Source organism: Polaribacter butkevichii, from assembly GCF_038024105.1.
Lineage (GTDB): Bacteria > Bacteroidota > Bacteroidia > Flavobacteriales > Flavobacteriaceae > Polaribacter > Polaribacter butkevichii.
The window spans coordinates 4,045,147-4,070,435 of record NZ_CP150661.1; the positions used below are offsets into that span (position 1 = coordinate 4,045,147).

Below are 25,289 nucleotides of genomic sequence, written 5' to 3' on the forward strand. Positions count from 1 at the left end.
CCGACTAAAGTATGGTTTTTTTTTTATGAGTACAACCTAATTTTGCTTATGAAAAATGATTTATGCTATGGAAGTTAAAAAATTGTATGAGTATAACGAGTTAAAATCGATTGATAATAAATATCAAATTAGCGATAAAGAAATACCTATAAATCTTATTGAAGATTTTTTGCGTTTTTATAATCTAGGGTTGCAAGACCTTTCATATCTTAAAAAGTTTTCTAAAAATTTACAAGAAGAAAAGCGTTTTAAAAAATTGAATAAAGCTAAATTTTATTCGTTAACTAAAAAAGAAAGCCAAATTTTTGAGTTGGTTGTTTTAGGGAAATCAACCAAAGAAATTGCAACACAACTTTTTATAGAACCGACAACTGTTAGTACTCATAGAAAAAATATAAAACAAAAATTAGAGTTAGAATCTATATTTGATTTGTATAAATATGCCAACGCATTTAATGTTTTAGATAAAATATAAAAAGGAGAAGTAAATTTGTTTGAATGAAGAAAGTGAGCAAATTAAAACCTGTTCGCTTTTTTTATTAAAAAAGAATGTATTAATTATTTAAATTTAAATAAGATGAACAAAACAACAAAATTATTTATTATTGGTGTAATGTTTATAGCACAAAACATCAATTCACAAGCAATTACTAATGTTAAAACGTTATTAGAAGAAAATGAATATGGTAATGCTAGATTAATTGTTACACCAAATTCTTATGATATGAAAGCTAAAAAGCCAACTAAAAGTTCGGGTGTTTATGGTTTGTTAGTATGTTATAGATACAAAGGTGTTCAAAAAGCACTGCATCAAGACTTAACTTATGATTTTGCTAGAAAAGGGAAAAAGGAGTTGTTTTTAGGCATGTCTGCAAAAAAATCTAATATCTCTGTAGGTAAAGTATTATTTTATAGAAGAGATTTATTAAGCTCTAACAAGTATCCTAAAAAATCAGATTGTTTTAGATAATAATTTAAAACTTCATACCAACTTTAAAGTTTAATACACGCCCTGTCATAAAGTTAGGAATACCAAATTGGGTTTTAGAATACACATCTCTAACCCAAGTATTGGTAATAGAGTTTTGAATATCAAACATATTAAAGAGTTCTAAACCTGCGGATAATTCTTTAAATTTAGACATCCAACCTGTTGTATATTGTTTATTTGCATCTACAAAAATATACGATACTCCTAAATCGGCACGTTTATAATCTCTTAAACGGTTTTGAAAATTATAAACATCTGCATAGGATGGAGAACCACCTGGAACTCCAGTGTTGTATACCAAGTTTAAATAGGCTTTTAGGTTTGGTAAATTCGGTACGTAATCTTGAAAAAGAATTCCGAATTTAATTCGTTGATCAGAAGGTCTTGCAATAGCACCTTTGTTATCAATATTTTCTTCTGTTTTTAAATATCCTAAACTAACCCAACTTTCACTACCAGGAACAAACTCTCCATTTAATCGCATATCTAATCCGGTTGCATAGGCTGTAGTTACATTGTCTGCTCTATAACGTATTCTAACATTGTCTATAGAATAGGCATTTACATCAGATAAATCTTTAAAATACAATTCTGTTGTTAGCTTAAAAGGTCTCTCCCACATTTGAAAACTATAATCCATTCCTGCCACCATGTGAATCGATTTTTGAGCTTTAACATCTACATTAATATCTCCATTAAAGTCTCTTAACTCTCTATAAGAAGGTGGTTGAGAATACCATCCACCAGAAACACGAAACAACATGTCTTTGTCCCAATTAGGTTTGATGGCAAATTGACCTCTAGGACTAATAATGGTTTGGTTTTTAGATGCAATACCATTTCCTGTTACTGACCAACTTTGAGATCTAATTCCTAAGTTATAAAAAACCTCATGCTCATTCCAAAAAGAACGTTGGTTAAATTGCACAAAACCAGAAACTCTATTGATAGCAACATTATTGTCTTTTCTAATGTTTTGATATGGGGTTATTTCGCCTTCAAAAGGCTGATAAGGTTGATTGTTAGAACTATGGAAAGGCGGTCTTATAGCAAAGCCTAAAGAGTCTATAACTTCCCACTCTCTAATACGATCTCTAATATCTTCTTTTTGATATTTAGCTCCAAAGTTCCATTGAATGTCACCTTTTTTAATGGTTCCTTTTATTTGCAGATTGGTTATTAACGCATCTAAATCGTTACGGGCATGATTTAATTGAGAACCAATTCCTTGAGAAAAATCTACTTCGCCAAAATTTTCTGAACCAATATTTGCATCAATTTCACCTAAATTATACGCAGCTGCAATATCAAAATGTTCTTCTTCTTGTGTATTGTATCTAGATGCGGTTGCTGTTAAAGTAAAATTATCACTTACTTTATAATCGGCAGACAAAGCACCAAACATTGTTAAGTATTTATCTTGTTCTTGACCAGAATAAAAAACAATTAACTCTAAAGGATTTGCAACAGTACCAAAACGTGTTCTTCTAGATAGTGGTTGATAATTGTAATCATTTAAAGAAAAGTTACCTAAGAAATTTAATGAGAATTTTTCTGAAAACTCATAAGATAAATAGGTTTGTACATCTGTAAATTTTGGTTTAAAATTGGTTTCAATTTGTTTGCTATTTACAAACAAGCTGTTATCTCTATATCTAATACCTGTAATTGTACTTAATTTTTTATTTAAAAACTGCCCTTCAAAAGTAGCACTAGCACCTAATAAACTAGCATCAATAGTGGTGGCTGTTTCAGTTGGCTTTTTATATGTAATGTCTAAAACAGAGGATAATTTATCGCCATATTTGGCCTGAAAACCACCTGCAGAAAAATTAATGTTTTGCACCATGTTTGAGTTGATAAAACTCAACCCTTCTTGTTGACCAGATCTAATTAAAAAAGGTCTGTAGATTTCAATACCATTTACATAGACCAGGTTTTCATCAAAATTACCACCTCTAACATTGTATTGAGTACTTAATTCGTTGTTATTACTAACACCAGGTAAGGTCATTAAAACGTTTTCTACACCAGCATTTGGTCCAATAACATTTTTAACAACTGCAATGTCAATTTTCTTTACACCCTGTGCATTTCTAATGTTATCTTTAATAACTATTTCTTTTAATTCTTCTGTTTTAGAAGTAAGTGTAACAGAGTAACGAACTCCATTTCTACTATTTGCAATATATTTTTTAGTATAAGTTCTGTAAGATAAATGACTAAAAACTAGTATGATTTCTTCTCTGTAAGGAATTCTAATTTGGTAATTACCATTTTTATCTGTGGTTGTACCCACGTTGTTATATTTTATGGATACTTTTTCTATAGGTTGCTTGTTTTTATCTTTAACAGTTCCCTTTAGAATAGTCATTTTTTGAGCAAATGAGCAAACAGGTAGCAATAATAAAATTAGAAATACTTTTTTTAGATACATATTAGTTTACTTGTTTCTTAAAGAACGTTGCAGAAAGTGTATTCGTATTTCCAACATTGTCCGAGACTACAATTTTAAAGATATGTTTGCTACCAACCAATTTATTATCACTAAAATTATAGGTTAATATTCTTTTTTTATGATTGTACTCCATTAGTATCCATTTTCCATCAATGGTAGCTCTGTAATTTTTAATACCAGAACCACTATCAGAAATTTTTACTTTAATGGTTTTACTTTTAGAAATCCATTGGTTATTTTTAAAATACAATAAACTTATTTTTGGTTTATGAGTATCACTAACTAAAGCATATTTGCCCAACGTTTTTGTTGTAGTGTAAAAAGTACTGTCCTTTTTTCTGGTGTATTGGTACCACGGATATTTTGCGTTTTCTACATTAGCAATATAAAGTTGTTGTTTTTCTGTTTCAGAATATTTAGAAACATTAAAAGTTAAAGTAAAACTTTTATCTAAAGGAAGGGTAGGTGTATGGATTTTAGCAACGCCTTTATCCACTTTAAAATCTAAATAAAGATCTTCATAAAAGGTGTTTTTAGGAAAAGCAACGGTTACATTTTTTTGCGTAAATTTATAAAAGTTTTTAGCTACAATTTTATAAGCAGTTGTATCTTTTTGTTGAGTAAAAATAGCATTACTTTCTTTTCCTACTATAGGTATTTTAAGTGAACTAAGGTTGCCTTTGTAATCTTTAGCAATAATTTCTATGTTGTAATTCAATCCGTTTTTTATGTTTATTTTCCCATTATTAATCAATCCTTCGTAAGTAGAAAGCTTGTTTGCCGTTTCCTTATATGTTTTTTGATATTTTTTCTTGTATTTTTTATAATGTGGATAATCGATGTGTAAGTTAATAAACTTACTTTCTGCAAAAGAAAAAGTTTCTACATCATGATGGTAAAAACGTTTTCCGTTTACAAACATTTCTAAACTATAAATTCCGTTTTTATTATTTGCTTTATCTAGTCTATCAAAAACATTTACACCAAAACCAATTATTCCAGAAGCAGCAATTTTATTCACTGAATAACTGCCTTTTTTTATACTTTTTAAAGGAAGAACCAAGCTTTTATTTTTATTATTAATTCTTGCGTTGTTGTTAAGCGGATATATTTTTAATGCTAGAAAAAGAGGAGAGGTTGTATCTTCTGGTTTTAATCCAAAAAACAATGGGTTAATTACGTGTTCTGTTTTAGTATCTCTCACTTCAAAATGTAAATGTGGTCCTCCAGAACTACCTGTGTCTCCAGAATACGCAATAACTTCTCCTTTTTTTACAGGAAATTTATCTTCTTTAAAAAATAAATTACCAGTTTCATAGTTCTCTTTCTTATACTGAAGTTCTTTTATATATTCTTGAATTTTATCAGCATATTTACTTAAGTGCCCATATACGGTAGTAAATCCATTTGGATGTGTAATATAAAGAGCTTTACCATAACCATATTGTGCTACTTTTATTCTAGAGACATATCCATCTGCAGGTGCATAAACTTTTAAACCTTCCCTTCCTTGAGTTTTAATATCCACTCCAGAATGAAAGTGGTTGCTCCTTAATTCGCCAAAAGTACCCGCTAAAACAGTAGAAATGTCTAAAGGGTTTCTAAAATAGTCTTGGGGATATTTTTCTTGGGAAAAACTAAAAAAAGTAGATAAGAATGTGAATAACAATACTGTTTGTTTCAAAATGCGATTATTTTATGCAAAAATAGTAAAAATCATTTTTTGATTAAACGGTTAATCCTTAATGTATTGATAAAATAAGTAACAAAATGTTGTAAAGTTTAAAACAGAATGTTAACTTTGTAGTTATAGTTTTATTCTTAAGATTTAGATGTGTAATACAATAGAAGCAATTCATTTACTGGAAGATAAGCTACAAAGCTTATTATCTAATTATGAATTTTTAAAGAATGAAAATGAAATATTGCTTCAAAGTACAAACAAATTACAACATCAGTTAATTGAAAGTCAGCGATTATTAGCAGAACAGCAAAAAGAATATGATTTGCTTAAGATTGCAAAAACTATAGACGGCAGTAGTACAAATACAAGAGATACAAAACTCAAAATAAATACTTTAATTCGAGAAATCGATAAGTGTATTATAGAATTACACAAATAAAGTTCATTAAATTGTGGGAAAACTTAAAATTAATGTTGTTATAGCAGGTAGAACCTATCCTTTAAGTGTGAATAACACTAAAGAAGAGGAAGGCATGAGAAAAGCCGCAACTGCTATTAATAAGTTAATTTCTATGTATGAAGAAAATTATGCAGTAAGCGATAAACAAGATGTTTTAGCAATGTGTGCATTACAATTTGCTTCTAAAGTAGAAATAACATCAATAGAAAAGGATTCTACAGATAGAGAAGTAGTAGATAAAATAAAAGAGTTAACTAATTTGGTTGATTCTCATTTAAAATAAGTTCTTTAAAATATACATTAACAACACACTGCCTACGTTAGTACATTGTTTATTAAACTCAACACGATTCAATTATGAAGGATGAGTCTTAACTACTATAGCAAGCCATAGCTGCTGAATTTATTTCAGTACCAAGTGGATCCTTGAACAGTTAGTTAGTCCTATAAGTAACATATTTGGAGTTTAAAAAACCACACTAATGTAGGCTTTTTTTATATATTAAATTTAAATTATGGATGGAATGATACTTCCCATTATTGTGGGAGTTTTGATAGGAATTGCAGTCGGATTTTTAATTGCAAATGCTTTAGAAAAAGCAAAAGGGAAAAAGATACTTAGTGGAACAAGAAAAGAAGCTGCAGCAATTTTAAAAGAGGCAAAAATAGATGCAGATTCTGTAAAAAAAGAGAAAATATTACAAGCAAAAGAAAAGTTTATTGAATTAAAAGCAGAGCATGAAAAAGTAATTCTTAGTAGAGAAAAAAAGATTTCTGATGTAGAAAAACGTATTAGAGATAGAGAGTCTCAAGTAGCATCTGAAGTAGATAAAAATAAAAGATTAAATAAATCTTTAGAACATAAAGAAGGGGAGTTTAATAAAAAATTAGACTTTTTAGAAAATAAAGAAACTGAGCTAGAAAAAATGCACAAGCGTCATGTAGACATGCTAGAGCAAATTTCTGGTTTATCTGCAGAAGATGCTAAAAAAGAGTTGATTTCATCTTTAAAAGACGAAGCAAAAACAGAAGCTATGGCTTTTGTACAAACTTCTATTGAAGAAGCTAAATTAACAGCAGAACAAGAAGCTAGAAAAGTTATTTTAGGAACCATACAAAGAGTAGGTGTAGAGCAAGCCGTAGAAAACTGTGTGTCTGTATTTAACTTAGAGTCTGATGATGTTAAAGGACGAATTATTGGTAGAGAAGGACGTAATATTAGAGCTTTAGAAGCAGCAACTGGTGTAGAAATTATTGTAGATGATACTCCAGAAGCAATTATTCTTTCTTGTTTTGATCCTGTACGAAGAGAGATTGCAAGATTAGCAATGCACAAATTAGTAACGGATGGTAGAATTCATCCTGCTAGGATTGAAGAGGTTGTTAAAAAGACAGAGAACCAAATTACACAAGAAATTATAGAAGTTGGTAAAAGAACTGTTATAGATTTAGGGATTCATGGTTTACATCCAGAATTGATAAAAACCGTTGGTAGAATGAAATATCGTTCTTCTTACGGACAGAATTTATTACAACACTCGCGAGAAGTAGCTAATCTTTGTGGTATTATGGCTGCAGAAATGGGCTTAAACTCTAAAGTAGCAAAACGTGCAGGTTTATTGCATGATATTGGTAAAGTGCCAGATACAGAAAGCGAACTTCCGCATGCTTTATTAGGTATGGAATGGGCAGAAAAATATGGTGAAAAACCAGATGTTTGTAATGCTATTGGAGCACACCATGATGAAATTGAAATGAAAACGTTAATAGCGCCAATTGTACAAGTTTGTGATGCTATTTCAGGAGCAAGACCAGGGGCAAGACGTCAGGTATTAGATTCTTACATTCAGCGTTTAAAAGATTTAGAAAATATTGCATTTGGATTTGCAGGTGTTCAAAAAGCTTATGCTATTCAGGCAGGACGTGAACTACGTGTAATGGTAGAAAGTGGTAAAGTAAATGATACCAAAGCAGCAGAATTGTCTTTTAGTATTTCTCAAAAAATACAAAACGATATGACGTATCCAGGTCAGGTAAAAGTAACTGTTATTAGAGAAACTAGAGCGGTTAATGTAGCTAAGTAAAAATGCTATTACTTTCTGTTAATACAGTATAAATGTAATCGAATAGTATTATTCGATGAAAATAAATATCAAAAAAATCCTATTATAATTTATAATAGGATTTTTTTTTTGCACTATATGTATGTAATGAGATTGCAGGTTGCTTTTATTAAAAGATAATAATTAAGCTTTTGATGTTTGATAGATAAACCACTAGAATAGCTTTTGGTTGCTTATCTGTTACTATTGCTATTTATTGTTTGTAAAAAGAAAACCGTTACTATAGAGTAACGGTTTTAATAATCTATTATCAAGTGTGACAATATATCTGACTATTAATTAATTAGTTTCCCCCGAAACTAATTAAAGCAAATGTAATTAATTTGTTTAACTTAAGCTAATTATTGTTCAACAAAATTAATGTAAAATCAAAAAAAAGAGTTTCATTTATTTGAAACCCTTTTTAGTATAATTTAGATTCTCTTATTTCTGAGAAAGTAACTTCTTTTGATATCTTCCTTGTACAACATCAACAACTATTAAAATAGCCAATACAAAGTAGAATGTTGTTTTACTCATTGGTACAATTTCTTCTCCAAACAGTTTTAAATGTGCTAAATGTCCGCCTTCTGTAACCAACATAATTCCCACAATAAAAAGGATAAATAAACCAAGCACTTCGTACATTCTGTTTTTTGATAAGAAAGTAGATATTTTATCGGCCATTACAAGCATTAATAAACCACTTATTACAATAGCAATTGCCATAACGATAAAAGCGGTTGTAGCACTTTCTATTTCACTAGTAAGACCAATGGCAGCTAAAATAGAATCGAAAGAAAAAACCAAATTCATAATAACAATACTAGTAATAACGGCATTAGAAGATTTTGTACTTTGCTCTGTAGCCATGTCAGATACTTCAAGTCCTTTAGTAGAAATCATGTGCCAAATTTCTTTAATAGCGGTGTAGATGATAAAACCACCACCAAGAAGTACAATAATACTATGACCGTTAAATGCAAAATGAATAATATCTGTAATTCCTCCAGATAAAAAAGAAAAAGGTTCTTGAAAAAAATCAATAATAGAAACCAATACAAAAAGTAAAACGATTCTTAATACGATAGCGATTAAAATACCTACTTTTCTAACCCTTTTTTGATCTGCTTCTGGTGCTTTTTTAGATTCTAATGAAATATAAAGGAGGTTGTCAAAACCAAGCACAGCTTGTAATAAAACAAGCATTAATAACGTAAAAAGAATTCCTAACATTTTTTATTTTTTTTTATAGATGTTTCAAAGATATTTCGATTGTATTGATTACACAATATTATTTTTGAAAGATTGAAAGTAGGAGTTTTAAAAATTTTAATTTCTAAAGAGAATTAAATAAAAAGATATTTCCATAGAATACGTAAACTTACAAAGGCAATTAAAATGGCAGTTGCTTTTTTTAATTGAATGGGACTAAAGTAATTATGACTCATTCTGCTACCTATTTGTCCGCCGATAAAAACAGTAATTAATAATAAAGATGTTAAGTTCCAATCAATAATAAAATCTGGATTAGAATATTGCCCCAATAAACCAGCAATAGAATTTACGAGTATAAATATACTTGCCGTAGCGGCTATTTTTTTAGGAGTATCCCAGTTGGTAAGATGTAGTAAAGGAGCCAAAAAAATACCACCACCAATTCCAACCATTCCAGAAACAAAGCCTATGATTCCTCCAAAACTAGCATTTCTTATTGGTGTTGAAGAGTTGTTTTTTTCATCCGAAGAAATTATTTTTTTTGAAATCCACATGGTAATTGCTGCAAAAAGTAATGTAAGCCCTAATAGAATAAAAAAGAATTGTTGACTTATTTTTAGGTATCCACCTAAATAAGCCAAAGGAATACTAAAGGTAATTAGGGGGATCACTTTTTTCCATTGAATGGCTTTTTGTTGATGAAATAAAAATACGTTTCCTACAACCACAACAATATTACACAAAAGTGAAGTTGCTCTAATTTGAGTAAAAACAATACCTGTTAAAGCCAAAATAGCTAAATAACTAGATCCGCCACCAAATCCTACAGCCGCATATAAAATAGCAACAGTAAAAAAGAGTAATATAATGGGCCAATAAGTAAAAAGTGTGTCTATTAACAAGTTAAAAGTTTAGAAAAAAAAGAAGATATTTTAGTAATAAAAAATAAAGGTAGCATAAATAATGATAAAATTTAAGAATTAAATGATTTCTTAATATCAACTACTAAGTAATTTTATAGCTTTAGCTTTTCTTTTTATAAAGATATGGTATATTGTTGAAATATTAAATAGATAAAAAAGACCACTTTGTTATACTTAATAGCTTTTTAATTTAAAAATAAAGAACTTTCTTTAAGTGAGATTAGTGAATTAAGATCAAAAGAATTAGTACTTTTTTATTGATATATTTATGAAATCAATATAAAAAAGGGGGTAAAAATGCATGATTTTTATTTTTAATGTTAAAAAAACACTTAAATTAATCTATTACCCTTCGCAATCATAAATATAATTTATATTTTTAAGAAATAATTACAATTAACTAAATTAGTATGAGCAACTACCACATAAAACACTTAGAAGAATATTTTAAAGTTTATAGAAAATCGATAAGAGAGCCAGAAAATTTTTGGGAAGAAATTGCAGAGGAACATTTTTTATGGAGAAAACAATGGGATAAAGTTTTAGATTGGGATTTTTCGAAGCCAGAAATAAAATGGTTTCAAGGAGCTAAATTAAATATTACAGAAAATTGTATTGATAGGCATTTGGCTACACGCGGCGATAAAACGGCTATTTTGTTTGAGCCAAATGATCCCGCAGAACCCGCAGAACATATTACGTATCAGCAATTGCACGAAAGAGTAAATCAATTTGCAAATGTTTTAAAAGAACACGGCGTTAAAAAAGGAGATAGAGTTTGTATTTATGTGCCAATGATTCCTGAATTGGCAATTTCTTTGTTGGCTTGTGCAAGAATAGGAGCCATTCATTCCGTTGTATTTGCAGGGTTTTCATCAACAGCTTTAGCTACCAGAATAAATGATTCTGACTGTAAAATGGTTATTACTGCTGATGGTTCTTTTAGAGGGAAAAAATCAATAGATTTAAAAGGAATTGTAGATGAAGCATTAGAAAGTTGTCCTGGTGTAGAAAATGTGTTGGTTGCCAAAAGAACCCATGCAGATATCAACATGAAAGAAGGACGAGATACTTGGTTACAACCTTTATTAGATAACGCTTCTAAAGAATGTAAAGCAGAAATAATGGATGCAGAAGATCCGTTATTTATCTTGTATACTTCTGGGTCTACAGGAAAACCAAAAGGAATGGTACATACCACGGCAGGCTATATGGTGTACACTGCGTATACCTTTAAAAATGCATTTCAATATAGAGAAAATGATGTGTATTGGTGTACGGCAGATATTGGTTGGATAACAGGACATTCTTATATTGTTTATGGGCCTTTAGCAAACGGAGCAACTACTGTTTTGTTTGAAGGTGTACCAAGTTACCCAGATTTTGGACGCTTTTGGGATATCATCGAAAAACATAAAGTAAGCCAGTTTTATACGGCGCCAACAGCAATTAGAGCTTTGGCAAAACATGGTACAGCATTAATTGATAAATACAATTTATCTAGCCTAAAAGTGTTAGGATCAGTTGGAGAACCAATTAATGAAGAAGCTTGGCACTGGTATAATGATAATGTTGGTAAAGGAAGAAGTCCTATTATAGATTCTTGGTGGCAAACAGAAACTGGTGGAATTATGATTACTCCAATTCCGTATGTAACACCAACAAAACCCACCTATGCAACATTGCCTTTTATAGGAATTCAGCCAGCAATAATGGATGAAAACGGAGAAGAATTAAAAGGAAATCAAGTAGAAGGAAGATTGTGTATAAAATACCCTTGGCCAAGTATTGCAAGAACCATTTGGGGCAATCACGAGCGTTATAAAGAAACCTATTTTTCTGCGTTTGATAACATGTATTTTACTGGTGATGGAGCGCTTAGAGATGAGGTTGGTTATTATAGAATTACAGGTAGAGTAGATGATGTAATTATTGTTTCTGGTCATAATTTAGGAACCGCACCAATAGAAGATGCTATAAATGAACATCCTGCAATTGCAGAAAGTGCCATTGTTGGTTTTCCTCATGATATAAAAGGGAGTGCGTTGTATGGCTATATTACCTTAAAAGATGCCGGAGAATACAGAGATCATAACAATTTACAAAAAGAAATTAATCAATTAATAACAGATAGAATTGGCCCAATTGCAAAATTAGATAAAATTCAGTTTACAGAAGGATTGCCAAAAACTCGTTCAGGTAAAATTATGAGACGTATTTTACGTAAAATTGCTTGTAATGAAATGGATAATTTAGGGGATACAAGTACTTTGTTAAATCCAGAAATTGTGCAAATAATTATTGATAATAGATTGTGATATTTAACTATAAATGGAAGATTCTATTACTTTAGAAGATAAATTAAAAGAAAGAATTAAAGAACTGACTTGCTTATACCGAGTCAGTTCTTTAATTAGAAATAGTAATTTTAATAATAGAAAAGCACTATTAAATGAAATAGGCATCAGTTTAAAACAAGCAATACGTTTTCCAAAAGAAGCGTTTGTAGAAATTAAAGTTGATGAAATTACCGTTGTTACAGGTAAAAAAATAGAAGATGCTATTTTTATAATTTCTGCCATTAAAACGTTTAGTCATATAAAAGGAGCTGTAACCGTTGGGTATTCTAAACGAAAATTTTCTGAAAACGCATTTTTAAAAGAAGAGAAATTACTGTTGAAAAAAATAGCTTTAGAAATTGGCGATTTTTTAGAAAGAGAACAAATAAAAGAAAAAGAAAAAATAGCACAAAGCCAAATAGAAAGAGCTGGCAGATTAACTATTTTAGGTGAAATTACGGCGGGTATAGCACATGAATTAAATACACCATTAGCTAATATTTTAGGGTTTACAGAGTTGTTAAAAGAACGCTATAAGGATGATGAAATTGGTAGTGAAGATCTAGATAAAGTAATAGATAGTGCTATTTATTCTAGAGAAGTTGTAAAAAAATTAATGTTTTTTTCTTGTGAAATGCCACAACAAATGACCGCAATTAATATCAATACTATTATAGAAGAATCGATACGTTTGTTGAATCCTAATTTTAAGAAGAAAAATATAAGTTGCACAGTTTCTTTTTCTAGTGATGAGGTTTACTTAAAGGTAGATAAAATTCAATTAACTCAAGTTATTTTCAATTTGGTAATGAATGCTATCTATTTTTCACCTTTTAAAGGTAAAATTAATATTGAGGTAAAAGACAAACAAAAAATAGTAGAAATTAAAATTTCAGATGAAGGAGAAGGAATCTCTAAAGAAAACTCAGAAAACATTTTTAATCCATTTTTTACAACCAAACCTGTAGGCGAAGGTGCTGGTTTAGGTTTAAGCGTTGTACACGGAATTATTAAAAGTCATAAAGGAACGATTGCTCATGAAACAAATTCACCAAAAGGCACTATTTTTGTTGTTCGCTTTCCTAAAAGTTAAAAGATGCTAAATAAAGAGAATATTTTAATTGTAGATGATGATATTCATATTTTAGAACTCATTCAAAGGCATTTGCAATCCTTAAATTATCATACATACAAAGCCATTTCGGTAAAAGAAGCTTTAGAAATTTTAAAAGATACTTCTATAGATTTGTTAATAACAGATTTACAAATGCCTGGTGTAGATGGTTTAGAATTAATCAAGTATGCCTCAGAACATTATCCTAAAATACCTAAATTAGTTGTTACCGGTTTTCCGTCTATAGATGGCGCTTTAGAGGTTATGAAATCTGGAGCGGCAGATTATATTACCAAACCTTTTACAAAAGAAGAGTTAAAAACGGCCATTTTAAAATCGATGGCATCTAAACCTAAAGTAGATAAAATTACCAAGGTAAAAGCTGAAAAGGTATCAAAACCATATGGAGAATTAATAGGTACTTCTCCTGCCATGAAAAAAGTAACGGACGTAATAGAGCGTTTAAAAAATAACAAAGCAACAGTTTTTATTCATGGAGAAAGCGGAACCGGAAAAGAGTTGGTTGCACGTTCTATTCACTATATGGGTAAATATTCTTCAGCACCATTTATTGTGGTAAACTGTGGGGCCATACCAGAAAATTTGTTAGAGTCAGAGTTATTTGGGTATGTAAAAGGAGCATTTACTGGAGCAGATAAAGACAGAAAAGGTTTTTTTCAAGCAGCAAATAATGGTACTATTTTTCTTGATGAAATAGGGAACGCTCCTTTATCAACGCAATTAAGGTTATTACGTGTTTTGCAAGAAAAAGAAGTGGTAAGAGTGGGAGCTCAAAAACCAGAAAAAATTGACGTTCGCGTAATTGCCGCAACCAACATCAATCTAAAAGATTTAATAAAAAAAGAGCGCTTTAGAGAAGATTTGTATTATAGGTTAACGGTAGTACAAATAGAAGTTCCTTCTTTGGTAGCAAGAGTTACAGACATTCCGTTATTGGTAGATAAATTCCTGTTTAAATACGGAATAGAATATAAAGACCGGTTTTTAAAAATAACTCCAGAAGCTTTAGCCGTTTTAAAAAAATACAATTGGCCAGGTAATATTAGAGAGTTAGAAAATGTAATACAAAGAGCCATTATTATGTGCGATCGGTTTGTAGATGTAGAGCACTTGCCAGAACACATTAAATATCAGATAGATTTTTCTGAAAATAAAGAATTAGTATCTTTAAAAGAGTTTGAGAAAACGTATATTTTAAAAGTGCTTCAAGCAACCAATAACAACAAAACAAAAGCCGCAGAAATTCTTCAAATAGACCGGAAAACACTTCGAGAAAAATTAAAATAAATTTTTAAAAAAGCGGGTAAAAAAGTAGCAGTTGGGGAAATATTCCTCAGCTGCTTTTTTTGTGATATAAGCTATGTTTTGACTAAGTGGTTGTTTTATAGTGTTTTGAGGGGTGTTGTGTTTTTGTTCTAAAAAGGTGGCACATGGCTTGCCAATAGGTAATTGTAATTTAAAATTATATTATGATACTCAATAGTAAAAGTTTATGTAATACGTGTATTCATAAGATAGATTGCAGCTTAACATCAAATAAAAATGCAATTTGGTCTTGTAGTGAATATGAAAAAAAGAGTTTTAGTACTTCGAGTTCAACAACTACTATAGCACCCGATTTTAGTTTTACAGAAGGAGAAATAGAACTCGAAATTATGTAATAATGAAGATTTTAGAAAAAATGAAATATGGTCAATTAATTATTGAAGAAAATGAGTTTTTAATTATAGAAAAACTCTTGAATTTAAACAATGCAACAGCCTCAAAAACAGTTAAAAATCATATTTTAAAATTACAAGAAGAGCTAAGAAATGCTACAAAAGTAGTTGCGGAAAATAACATGCCTAAGGATGTTGTAAGACTAAATTCTTTGGTAACAGTTAGCTCTCAAGATGGTTTGTGGGAAAAAACATTTAAACTAGTTGTACCAGCTAATAGTAATACGTTAGATAATAAAATTTCTTTATTGTTACCTATGGGAACAGCTGTTTTGGGCTACGCAAAGGGTGATGTTATTTTATGGGATTTTCCTGGAGGTTTACAAAAATTGAATGTGTTAAATGTAGAGCAAGAATTAAAGGTAACCAAATAGGTAATTATGATGCGTGTAAAAAATAATATAAGTGAATATTCTGAAAATGAAATAATTCAAAAAAGAAGTTTAAGAGAGGTAAATAGATGGATGTTAGATCTTAATGAAATCTCGCAAGAATGTAATAATGTTGAGTTTGAAATACTTAAAAAAAAGAATTTAAGTGATGCTTTTTTTAAGATTGTAGAAGATAATAAGGTTTTACATCAGTTACTTTTAGAATATAGAAATGTCTTAGATAATTACATTGAATGTATTGATTTAGAATGTGATTTATTCTTTTACACAGAGCATAAAAAAAATAGAAATTTATATATAGAGCATTTAAATAATTATAAAAAATTAAAAAATAGTATGGTCTAATTTGCTAATTTGTTAAGTTAGTTTTTTTTGTAGGTAGCTCCAGATGAGATCTGGAGCTGCCTTTTTATGCGCTGTATTTTGGGTGTTTTAATAAACAGATACGTACTTTTGCACAGTATTTGTTTTGTTAATTTGTCATGTTATTTTATGTGGCATATAAATTGACTTCCGTATTTACTTATATTCTTAAAAAATAATATGCAACATCTTAAAGATTCAAAAAATAATAAAACCAAACCTAAAGTAACCTTAAAACAAGCTTTTAAAACAATTATTTGGCCAAGGAGAAATTTGGTGTTTTTAGGTTTAATTCTTATAATTATTAGAAGTTTATCTGGCTTTGTTTTACCCATGCAGAGTAAAATATTAATGGATGATGTAATACCTAATAAAGATTACAGTCACTTATATAACTTAGTATTTATTGTTATTGGCGCTATTTTAGTACAAGCCGTTACTTCTTTTTTATTGACAAAAGTATTGAGTATTCAGGCACAATATTTAATATCAGAATTAAGAGCGCAAGTACAAAAGAAGGTGTTGTCTTTACCTATTAGTTTTTTTGATAACACAAAATCGGGCGCATTAGTTTCTAGAATTATGACTGATGTAGAAGGGGTAAGAAACTTAATTGGTACTGGTTTGGTACAATTAATTGGTGGTTCTTTTACGGCCATTGTAACTTTGGTTATTCTGATTAAAATGAATGTTTGGATGACCGTTTTTACCTTTGTTCCTTTATCAATCTTCGGATTTATCGCCTTAAAATCATTTAAATACATACGACCTATTTTTAGAGCTAGAGGAAAAATTAATGCAGAAGTAAAAGGACGTTTAACAGAAACTTTAGGTGGAATTAGAGTTATTAAAGCTTTTAATGCAGAAGAGCAAGAAAGTAAAATATTTGAAAAAGGTGTCGCTGATATTTTTATAAATGTTAAAAAAAGTATGACTGCAACAGCTATTATGACGAGTTCATCAACACTGTTAATTGGTTTAGCAACAACTGGAGTTATGGGAATTGGTGGTTATTATATGATAGAGGGATCCATGACCTTTGGAGATTTTATTCAGTTTACATTTCTATTAGCATTTATGGTTGCTCCAATTGTGCAAATGAGTAATATTGGGAGTCAATTAACGGAAGCTTTGGCGGGTTTAGATAGAACAGAAGAGTTAATGAATATGGCTGCGGAAGAAGATGATAAAGACAGAACCATTTTTTTAGAAAATATAAAAGGAGAAATTGTTTTTGATGATGTTTCTTTTGAGTATGAAGAAGGGAAAGAGGTTTTAAATAACATCAATTTTAAAGTGCCTTCTGGTTCTGTAACGGCTTTAGTTGGGAGTTCTGGTTCTGGTAAATCTACCATTGCAGGTTTATCTGCCACTTTTTTAAACCCTAAATCGGGTAAGATTACGATTGATAATCAAGACATGTCTAAGGTTAATTTGTCTAGTTACAGAAAAAACTTAGGAGTTGTTTTACAAGACGAATTTTTGTTTGAAGGAACCATTAGACAAAACATTTTGTTTCCAAGACCAGATGCATCAGAAGAAGAATTACAAAATGCAGTGAATGCTGCGTATGTAAACGAATTTACAGATAGATTTGATGATGGTTTAGATACTTTAATAGGTGAAAGAGGGGTGAAACTTTCTGGAGGTCAGCGTCAGCGATTGGCAATTGCAAGAGCTATTTTAGCAGATCCAAAGATTATTATTTTAGATGAAGCAACGTCTAGTTTAGATACAGAAAGTGAATCTTTAATTCAGAAAAGTTTATCAAAATTAGTTAAAGACAGAACTACCATTGTAATTGCTCACAGATTGAGTACTATTAAAAAAGCAGATCAGATTTTAGTAATAGAAGCGGGGAGTATTGCAGAAAGAGGAACGCATGATGAGTTAATTGCTAAAGAAGGTAGGTATTTTGATTTATACACCTATCAATCTAAAATTTAATAGTTAAATTTTACTTTTTTTGTAAGGATTCTTTATGATAACGACCATCTAAATTATCCAATTTAAAACATAAACCTATTTATGAAAAAAGTACTTTTAGTATTAATGGTTGTATTTGCAGTTTCTTGTAAAAATGAACCAAAAAAAGAAATCAAAGAAGAAAAAATAGCAGCAGTAAAAAAAGAAAGTTTTCCAGAAGAATTAGGAAAAGTTTTTGAAGCTCATGGGGGAATTAAAGCATGGAAAAATGCAGCTGTTTTAACTTTTACAAAAGGAGAAGAAGTACATACTATAGATTTACATGCGCGTAAAAATGTAATTAATTCACCAAAATATGCTGTTGGTTTTAATGGTAAAGAGGTTTGGTTAGATGAAGTACAAGAAGGTGCTTTTAAAGGAAATCCTTCTTTTTATCATAACCTTTTCTTTTATTTTTATGCCATGCCTTTTGTTTTGTCTGATGATGGAATTTCTTATAAAAAAATAGCACCTTTAACTTTTGATGGAGTAGTGTATCCTGGGTATAAAATGTCTTTTAAAGCAAATGTAGGGAGTTCTCCTGATGATAATTATAAATTATATTACAATCCAAAAACATATCAAATGGAATGGTTGGCATATACGGCAACTTTTAGTACTAAAAAACCAAGCGATAAATTTAATGTCATTAAATATGGTAAATGGAACAACGTAAACGGATTGGTTTTACCTTCTGAAATTGCATGGTATAAAACAGATGAAACAGGTATACCAACAGAACCTGCAAGACCTGCAACGGAATTTACTTTTGCATCTATAAGTAATAAAGAACTGGCAGCTTCATTTTTTGAGAAGCCAATTAAATAAGTCTATTTGAAGTTAATGGTTCAAAAAAATAGAAATTAAATTATGAAAAAAATACTTTTAGTATTACTGGTGATAATAGCAGTTTCGTGTAAAAATGAAGCGAAAAAAGAAATTAAAAAAGAAACTATTGTAGCTGTTAAAAAAGAGGTTTTTCCTACAGAGTTAGGAAAAGTATTTGAAGCTCATGGTGGTATTGACAAATGGAGAAAAGTAAAAACGCTTTCTTTTACTAAAGAAGATGAGGTACATACTTCTGATATGAATTCACGTAAAATTTTAGTGAACTCTCCTAAATATTCTCTTGGTTTCGACGGAAATGAAATTTGGTCTTTAGAGGAAGAAAAAGGAAGTTTAAAAAGAGATCCTGCTTTTTATTATAACCTATATTTTTACTTTTATGCCATGCCTTTTGTTTTAGCTGATGATGGAATTATTTATGAAAAAGTAGCTGATTTTGTATTTGAAGGCATCAATTATCCGGGTTATAAAATTTCTTACAAAGCCAATGTAGGTACTTCTCCTGATGATAATTATATTGTGTATTACAATGCTAAAACGTATCAAATGGAATGGCTCGCGTATACCGTAACTTTTAGAACGAAATCGCCAGTTGATAACTATAAATTGATAAAATACAATGCTTGGGAAAATGTAAATGGTTTTGTTTTACCAAAACAAATTACTTGGTATGCAAAAGATAAGGATGATGTATATGGCCCTACAACTAAAATTGTAGATTTTAAATCGCCTTTAGCAAGTCAAGCACAATTAGCAGATTCGTTTTTTGATAAACCTATACAATAAGTTATTATAAAAAAGTAAGCGTCGTTTTTTACAAAACGACGACTTACCAAGTAAACTAATAAAACCAAGTATTAGTACTAATATTAGAAGTTAGCTTTCTAATAAATTTTTATTCGGAATAAGGTTGATGATTATAACTCAAAACCCTTTTTAATTTCCAAATATTATTTTCTAAAATCCAAAGGTGTGTAAAAGCTGCAATTCCAACAGTTTTTAATACACCTTTTTGTTTTTCTTGAAACGTGTGTTCTCCTTTCTGAATGGCGCCATACAAAACGCCATTGTTTTTTAGTGGATGTACTTCTAAAGAATTTGCAACCAATTGTCTAGTATTGTTTCCTGGTTTAGCACAAAGGTTCTTCTTTATAATCGTTAGAAATTGTGCTTTGTTTTGTATACCAGAAACATCATGATAAAACTCAAAATTATCAGCAATAATAGCTTCTAATTTTTCAGTTTCACAAAGGTTAAACCCTCTTTCAAAAATAATACTGTCTTTAGATTTTAATGTTTTATAGAGATCAGAATTGTCATCAACTTGAGCGTTTAAAACAAAGTTATAGAATAACATTGCAATAAAAATAATCACTTTAATAACAAAAGAATTTCTAAAAGGTTCTAAAAAAGAGTTCATAGTAGTTGTTTAGTTTGGTTGATGAATTGGTGTTATTTTTTAGAAATACTTCCGCCAGAAGACGCTTTTTTATTGATTGATTTTGGGTTTCCTTTAAAATCAATATCTCCACCACTAGTTGCATATGCTTCTAATTTTTCTGAAGCATAAATATTAATATTAGCACCACTTGTTACTTTAGCAATGGTATTTTTACTTTCTAAATCATACGCATCTATAGCGCTTCCGCTTGTAGCGTTAGAAGCATGGTTTTTTGTAGTTCCTGCAATGTTAATATCTGCGCCACTTGTTGCAATAGTTGCTACACTAGTTGCATTTACAGTAATATTAATATCGGCACCACTAGTAGCAGAAATAGAAATGTCATTCGTATTTATAACGCCTTTTCCACGAACATCACTTCCGCTTGTGGCGATTAAAAGGGTTAAGTCTATAACAGTAACATGTACTTTTTTTGCTTTTGCGCTCCAAATACCTTTTTCTACATAGACTTTTAAAATACCGCCTTCAATTTCAGTCATAATAATATCGTGTAAGTTTTCATCTGCTTCTACAACAACTTTGTTTTTTGCACCTTGCGTTATGTACAAATCAATGCCGGTGCTAACTTGAATCCCTGTAAAGTTATTCGATGTTTTTCTTACTTCCGTTGTTACATTTCTGTTTCCGGTTACTCTATTTAACATATCTACTGCACAAGAAGTAAAAAGAGTTGCTATAAATAAGATTGCGATAATTTTTGTTACTGATTTTTTCATGAGTTTTAGGTTGATTAGATTGTAAATGTCTTTTAATAGACGCTTAAAATCAAAGATTGGTTACTCAGTTGTCAATTTTTATGGGTGAATTGTATTAGATCGTCTTTTCATTACCGGTACAATCTGTACATTTTAAGGTTGTATCAGTCATTATAAAATGATGATTCGCCATATCTTTATCATAAATATCACCTTCATTATCTACATCATTCAAAAAGTTTTTTACAGAATGATCAAAATATACGGTGTTGCTTTGTGGTAGATAAATAGTAACATTAATCTCTTCGTCTTTCCACATGTTTTTAAAGTTAGACAAGTAATAAGCATCCAAAATGATGGTGTTATCTACAATTTCGAATTTATATTCAAGCTTTTCAGCATTCTTATTTGCACTACTTCTTGTTTTTCCAGCAGATTCTTTTTGTACAATAATATAGCCTTCATCAGAATTACTGCGTTTCACATTTATACTTACATCATTAGAATATGCTTTAGGCGTTCCGTCTATATCAACCTCATATTTACGAGAACTTCTTCTTAAATTATGGATATAATAGATTTCATCATCATTAATCATTTTTAGAGTGATGGTATCCTTTTCGATGATATTTAAAGAGGTTTTCTTTACAAACTGTCCGTCATTTACATGAGACGTTCCGTATTCTATTCCTGTAAAAATCATGGTTAATAAAGCAATCACCCAAATACCTAACAACGTTAATGAGGTTGGTTTGCTAATTTTTTTAATACTGCTAGATAAAATGCGTAATCCTAAAACAAATAAGATTAAAAACGGAATACCTATTAATAAAAAACCAGCTAATGTTAATGCCCATTTAGGTAAAACAGCATCGTAGAAAAACGGCGGATATTGTAAAAACTCACCATTTACATTTAAAAATTCTAAACTTCCTACAGAAAACCCACCAATTATTAGTGATAAAATAACTGCACCAGCAATAAATACTAGTAGCACTCCAATAAATTTACCAATCACTTTAAAGAGTACAAGAATAATCTTGCCTATGGTGTTGATAAAATCTTGTAGTCCGTTATTTTTTACCGGCTTTCCCGAAAAAGTTTGATTTATTTTTTCTGAAAACTCATTGGCACCGTCTTTAAACTTTTCTGATGCTTTGTTGGCAAATTCAGATACATTTTCTGAAACATTATTAAACTCTTCACGAATCTTTTTTTCGATATTATCGATGTTTACAGGTTCACCTTCCATCTGCAATTTTTCTGCAGTGGTTTTAGCTTCAGGTAATAAAATCCAAAGGATAATGTATAAGATTACTCCAAAACCAGCCCCAAAGAATAAAGCTAATAAACCAAGGCGAATCCAAATAGTATCTACATCAAAATAATGTGCAATACCTGCGGCAACTCCACCTAAAAATTTATCATCACCATCTCTAAAAAGTTTTTTTCCGGTAGAGTTATTTCTTTTATAAGAATAACTAGCATCGTTATATTCTTCTTCTGCACCAGCGTAATCTTCTGGTTGTCCCATAATTTTAATGATATCATCAATATCACCTTCATTAATAACCTGTCTTGCGTCTGTTATTTTTTCTGTTAACAATTCGCTAATACGAGCTTCTATATCTGCAATGATTTCGTTTTTTCCTTGCGGATCATCGCTTAACGATCTAGAAATAGATTCTAGGTATCGTTTTAATTTCTGATAGGCAATTTCATCTATGTGGAAGAAAAATCCGCCTAAATTTATGTTGATAGTTTTATTCATTTGTCGTTGGTTTTTTGCTGATTACTTGGTTTACTGCACTAACTAAATTACTCCATGTTTTGTCTAATTCTTTTATAAACATGCCTCCGTTTTCTGTTAAAACGTAATACTTTCTTGGTGGTCCAGAGGTTGATTCTTCCCATCTGTAGGTTAATAGTCCTGCGTTTTTTAAGCGGGTTAGTAACGGATATATGGTTCCTTCAACCACAATCATTTCTGCACCTTTTAGCGTTTTAAGAATCTCAGAAGTATAGGCATCACCATTTTTTAGAATGGATAAAATGCAATACTCTAAAACACCTTTTCGCATTTGTGCTTTTGTATTTTCTATTTTCATTTATTGTGGTTTTTAAATGATTACTTTATAAATTTTATAGTGAAAGGATACTTATAATTTTCTCCTTCTTTTGCTTTTAATGCGGCAATAATGATTAAAGCAATTTTAATAACTCCTACAATTCCTGCTAAAGAAGCAAACCCCATAAAGCCAAAAAAGCTATGTGAATCGAAATTGATACTTACCTGATTAAAGTTGTTAAAATTGTTTAAGTTTTTAAAAATAGAACCAATAAAAAGAGGGATAAAAGACAAGGTTAAAATAAAGATGTATAAAGAATAACTGATATTAAAATTAATAGCTTCTTTACCTTGTTCGTCTAAAAAGTTACTTCTGTCTTTTAATGTTTGCCATGCAATTAAAGGTGTAATAATATTACCAAAAGGAAATATAAATCCTGAAAATGCAGAAATATGAATTAAAAAGGCATTGGTGTTTTCTTTATTTTGTTTCATGATTTATAAACTATATAATACTTTCTTATGCAAATATATGTCTTAAAAAAGGTATTATGCATTGCATAGTACTATAATTAACATTTTTTTAACATTTTGTTTTTTGAAATAAAAAAATTAAAAAGGCTTGTATGTCTTGTTCTTATTGAGTTTTTGTTTCATTTATTTTAACTACCTTGTCAAGGTCAAAATATATTGATGAAATTTATTAAATCAAAAAAATGAAATTTACACCAAGAAAAGTCAATCTTTTTAACCTTGTAAAATTGCCTTTGGCGTATTTAGGAGGCGTAAGAGCACGCACAATTACAGATACAGAAGTGGTGGTTTCTATAAAACATAGTTGGATGAATCAAAACCCGTTTAAAAGTATGTTTTGGGCTGCGCAAGGTATGGCAGCAGAAATGCCAACGGGAGTTTTGGTAATGAAGGCAATAGATGATTCTAAGCGGAAAGTATCGATGCTGGTAACAAAGCAAGAAGCTGAGTTCTTTAAAAAGGCAACAGGAAAAATCCTTTTTTCTTGCAAAGGTGGAAATGAGATTAGAGAGGCAATTCAAAAATCTATAGCCACAGGAGAAGGACAAGTAATTGTTTTAACATCCGAAGGGAAAAATAAAGAAGGTGTTGTGGTTTCTAGATTTCAATTCCATTGGAGTTTACGTGTAAAGAAATAAATTAGTCCTTCTTTTTGTATAATTCTGGTCTTTCTTCGTTGTAATCACAATCTTGAAAAATACCACAAGATACACTTGTACGTGCTAACGGTTTTGATGTTTCAAATTTATTATAGAAAGCTTCTATTTCTGGAGATAAATATTTCATAATTTCTTTTTTTTATAATTTACAAATTAGCTTTTTTCTAACTACATATCAAAAGTAATATTTTTGTTTGCGCAGTAAAACAACAAGAAGTTAATTTTGTGTTATAAGTAAAGTGATCAAATTAACTTTATCATAATGTAGATGAGTATATGTGATTTTGGAAAAAAGATTAGATACTTTTTAAGAAAGTAAAATTGATTAAATTTAAAAATTAATTATTTACTGATGTAACAAAAAGAGTCTAAAATCATCTTATAATATATAAACCTTAAAAACCGAGTTATGTTTCAAGATAAAATACCACAAAATTCATCTAATAGAAATGCACACGAAATAGATTATAAAATCTTTGGCGAAGAAATGCAGTTTGTAGAAATTGAGTTAGATCCGCAAGAAGGCGTAGTTGCAGAAGCAGGTACTTTTATGATGATGGACGACAACATTAAAATGAATACTATTTTAGGTGATGGTTCTAATCAAGAAACGGGTTTGTTAGGGAAGATATTTTCTGCAGGAAAAAGAATCTTAACCGGAGAAAGTTTATTTATGACTGTTTTTACAAACGACGGAGTAGGTAAAAAACAAATTTCATTTGCATCTCCATATCCTGGAAAAATAATTCCGATTGATTTAACCCAGTTTGGTGGAAAATTCATTTGTCAGAAAGATGCTTTTTTGTGTGCAGCAAAAGGAGTTTCTATTGGTATTGAGTTTTCTAAAAAGCTAGGTAGAGGTTTGTTTGGAGGCGAAGGTTTTATCATGCAAAAGATAGAAGGTGATGGTTTAGGCTTTATTCATGCAGGAGGTACCATGGCTAAAAAAGTATTGCAACCAGGAGAAGTTTTAAAAGTAGACACAGGATGTATTGTTGGTTTTACACAAGATGTACAGTATGATATTGAGTTTGTTGGTGGTATAAAAAACACCATTTTTGGTGGCGAAGGAATGTTTTTTGCTTCTTTACGCGGACCAGGAACGGTCTATATACAATCTTTACCATTTAGTAGATTGGCAGGAAGAGTCCTTTCTATGGCACCAAGGTCTGGAAACGGAAGTAGAGGAGAAGGCAGTGTTTTAGGAGGTATAGGAGATTTGTTAGATGGAGATAATCGATTTTAGAAACAAACCTACTTTTTGGGGTTGAATCTAT

At 30.1% G+C, this 25,289-nt stretch carries 26 protein-coding genes; 16 read left to right on the forward strand and 10 right to left on the reverse strand.

Features of this window, described 5'->3' with window-relative positions; translation table 11 throughout:
• Positions 1-67 precede the first annotated feature (67 nt).
• Both WG951_RS17065 and WG951_RS17070 read left to right on the forward strand, forming a co-directional pair.
• Positions 68-475, forward strand: coding sequence for a response regulator transcription factor (locus tag WG951_RS17065; protein WP_170062863.1), 408 nt, complete (start codon positions 68-70; stop codon positions 473-475).
• A gap of 102 nt (positions 476-577) precedes the next feature.
• Entirely contained in the window at positions 578-970 is a 393-nt protein-coding gene (locus tag WG951_RS17070; protein WP_105048135.1) for a hypothetical protein, read from the forward strand.
• 4 nt (positions 971-974) lie between these two features.
• Here WG951_RS17070 and WG951_RS17075 read toward each other — a convergent pair whose 3' ends face one another.
• Positions 975-3,365 carry a TonB-dependent receptor gene (locus tag WG951_RS17075; RefSeq protein ID WP_245893469.1) on the reverse strand — a complete coding sequence of 797 codons (2,391 nt, stop codon included), beginning with the start codon at positions 3,363-3,365 and terminating at the stop codon, positions 975-977.
• Between the two features lie 64 nt (positions 3,366-3,429).
• Positions 3,430-5,133: a M23 family metallopeptidase gene (locus WG951_RS17080; RefSeq protein ID WP_105048137.1), complete on the reverse strand. Its 1,704-nt coding sequence runs from the start codon at positions 5,131-5,133 to the stop codon at positions 3,430-3,432.
• 148 nt (positions 5,134-5,281) lie between these two features.
• Between WG951_RS17080 and WG951_RS17085 the strand changes: the two genes are divergently transcribed.
• From WG951_RS17085 to rny, 3 genes are all read left to right on the forward strand, one after another.
• Positions 5,282-5,572 carry a hypothetical protein gene (locus WG951_RS17085; RefSeq protein WP_105048138.1) on the forward strand — a complete coding sequence of 97 codons (291 nt, stop codon included), beginning with the start codon at positions 5,282-5,284 and terminating at the stop codon, positions 5,570-5,572.
• 13 nt (positions 5,573-5,585) lie between these two features.
• On the forward strand, positions 5,586-5,876 hold the full coding sequence (locus WG951_RS17090) for a cell division protein ZapA (RefSeq protein WP_105048139.1): 291 nt from the start codon (positions 5,586-5,588) through the stop codon (positions 5,874-5,876).
• 232 nt (positions 5,877-6,108) lie between these two features.
• Positions 6,109-7,677 carry a ribonuclease Y gene (rny, locus tag WG951_RS17095; protein WP_105048140.1) on the forward strand — a complete coding sequence of 523 codons (1,569 nt, stop codon included), beginning with the start codon at positions 6,109-6,111 and terminating at the stop codon, positions 7,675-7,677.
• A gap of 462 nt (positions 7,678-8,139) precedes the next feature.
• Here the strand turns inward: rny and WG951_RS17100 are convergent, their stop codons facing one another.
• Positions 8,140-8,931 carry a TerC family protein gene (locus WG951_RS17100; protein ID WP_105048141.1) on the reverse strand — a complete coding sequence of 264 codons (792 nt, stop codon included), beginning with the start codon at positions 8,929-8,931 and terminating at the stop codon, positions 8,140-8,142.
• 113 nt (positions 8,932-9,044) lie between these two features.
• On the reverse strand, positions 9,045-9,815 hold the full coding sequence (locus WG951_RS17105) for a sulfite exporter TauE/SafE family protein (protein ID WP_105048142.1): 771 nt from the start codon (positions 9,813-9,815) through the stop codon (positions 9,045-9,047).
• A gap of 431 nt (positions 9,816-10,246) precedes the next feature.
• On the opposite strand from WG951_RS17105, the gene acs reads away from it, so the two are divergent.
• From acs to WG951_RS17150, 9 genes are all read left to right on the forward strand, one after another.
• Positions 10,247-12,154, forward strand: a complete 1,908-nt coding sequence (gene acs / locus WG951_RS17110; RefSeq protein ID WP_105048143.1) for an acetate--CoA ligase — start codon at positions 10,247-10,249, stop codon at positions 12,152-12,154.
• Between the two features lie 13 nt (positions 12,155-12,167).
• A complete protein-coding gene (locus WG951_RS17115) occupies positions 12,168-13,268 on the forward strand; it encodes a sensor histidine kinase (RefSeq protein ID WP_105048144.1) in 1,101 nt (366 codons plus the stop codon).
• Positions 13,269-13,271: 3 nt separating this feature from the next.
• Positions 13,272-14,597, forward strand: a complete 1,326-nt coding sequence (locus tag WG951_RS17120; RefSeq protein ID WP_105048145.1) for a sigma-54-dependent transcriptional regulator — start codon at positions 13,272-13,274, stop codon at positions 14,595-14,597.
• 182 nt (positions 14,598-14,779) lie between these two features.
• A complete protein-coding gene (locus WG951_RS17125; protein ID WP_105048146.1) occupies positions 14,780-14,971 on the forward strand; it encodes a hypothetical protein in 192 nt (63 codons plus the stop codon).
• A gap of 2 nt (positions 14,972-14,973) precedes the next feature.
• Positions 14,974-15,402 (forward strand): GreA/GreB family elongation factor, encoded by a 429-nt coding sequence (locus WG951_RS17130; protein WP_245893470.1) that lies wholly within the window; start codon positions 14,974-14,976, stop codon positions 15,400-15,402.
• A 6-nt stretch (positions 15,403-15,408) separates the two neighbouring features.
• The gene (locus WG951_RS17135; protein WP_105048147.1) at positions 15,409-15,765 is read left to right on the forward strand and encodes a hypothetical protein; all 357 of its coding nucleotides are present in this window, start codon (positions 15,409-15,411) and stop codon (positions 15,763-15,765) included.
• 198 nt (positions 15,766-15,963) lie between these two features.
• Positions 15,964-17,730 carry an ABC transporter ATP-binding protein gene (locus WG951_RS17140; RefSeq protein WP_105048148.1) on the forward strand — a complete coding sequence of 589 codons (1,767 nt, stop codon included), beginning with the start codon at positions 15,964-15,966 and terminating at the stop codon, positions 17,728-17,730.
• An 81-nt stretch (positions 17,731-17,811) separates the two neighbouring features.
• Positions 17,812-18,576 (forward strand): DUF6503 family protein, encoded by a 765-nt coding sequence (locus tag WG951_RS17145; RefSeq protein ID WP_105048149.1) that lies wholly within the window; start codon positions 17,812-17,814, stop codon positions 18,574-18,576.
• A gap of 42 nt (positions 18,577-18,618) precedes the next feature.
• Entirely contained in the window at positions 18,619-19,380 is a 762-nt protein-coding gene (locus WG951_RS17150) for a DUF6503 family protein (protein WP_105048150.1), read from the forward strand.
• Positions 19,381-19,489: 109 nt separating this feature from the next.
• Here the strand turns inward: WG951_RS17150 and WG951_RS17155 are convergent, their stop codons facing one another.
• The 5 genes from WG951_RS17155 to WG951_RS17175 form a co-directional block, all read right to left on the reverse strand.
• The gene (locus WG951_RS17155; protein ID WP_105048151.1) at positions 19,490-20,014 is read right to left on the reverse strand and encodes a nuclear transport factor 2 family protein; all 525 of its coding nucleotides are present in this window, start codon (positions 20,012-20,014) and stop codon (positions 19,490-19,492) included.
• 32 nt (positions 20,015-20,046) lie between these two features.
• Positions 20,047-20,772 carry a head GIN domain-containing protein gene (locus tag WG951_RS17160; RefSeq protein ID WP_105048152.1) on the reverse strand — a complete coding sequence of 242 codons (726 nt, stop codon included), beginning with the start codon at positions 20,770-20,772 and terminating at the stop codon, positions 20,047-20,049.
• A 94-nt stretch (positions 20,773-20,866) separates the two neighbouring features.
• Complete coding sequence (locus tag WG951_RS17165; protein WP_105048153.1) at positions 20,867-22,522, reverse strand: PspC domain-containing protein; 1,656 nt, start codon at positions 22,520-22,522, stop codon at positions 20,867-20,869.
• Positions 22,515-22,859, reverse strand: coding sequence for a PadR family transcriptional regulator (locus tag WG951_RS17170; protein WP_068450479.1), 345 nt, complete (start codon positions 22,857-22,859; stop codon positions 22,515-22,517). The genes WG951_RS17165 and WG951_RS17170 overlap by 8 nt, the downstream gene beginning before the upstream one ends.
• 20 nt (positions 22,860-22,879) lie before the next feature.
• Complete coding sequence (locus WG951_RS17175; protein ID WP_105048154.1) at positions 22,880-23,314, reverse strand: DUF4870 domain-containing protein; 435 nt, start codon at positions 23,312-23,314, stop codon at positions 22,880-22,882.
• A gap of 221 nt (positions 23,315-23,535) precedes the next feature.
• Between WG951_RS17175 and WG951_RS17180 the strand changes: the two genes are divergently transcribed.
• Positions 23,536-23,991 (forward strand): DUF4442 domain-containing protein, encoded by a 456-nt coding sequence (locus WG951_RS17180; protein ID WP_105048155.1) that lies wholly within the window; start codon positions 23,536-23,538, stop codon positions 23,989-23,991.
• A 1-nt stretch (position 23,992) separates the two neighbouring features.
• On the opposite strand, the gene WG951_RS17185 is transcribed toward WG951_RS17180, so the two are convergent.
• Positions 23,993-24,139 (reverse strand): hypothetical protein, encoded by a 147-nt coding sequence (locus WG951_RS17185; protein WP_170062864.1) that lies wholly within the window; start codon positions 24,137-24,139, stop codon positions 23,993-23,995.
• A 282-nt stretch (positions 24,140-24,421) separates the two neighbouring features.
• On the opposite strand from WG951_RS17185, the gene WG951_RS17190 reads away from it, so the two are divergent.
• Positions 24,422-25,258, forward strand: coding sequence for a TIGR00266 family protein (locus tag WG951_RS17190; RefSeq protein WP_105048156.1), 837 nt, complete (start codon positions 24,422-24,424; stop codon positions 25,256-25,258).
• Positions 25,259-25,289: the final 31 nt, after the last annotated feature.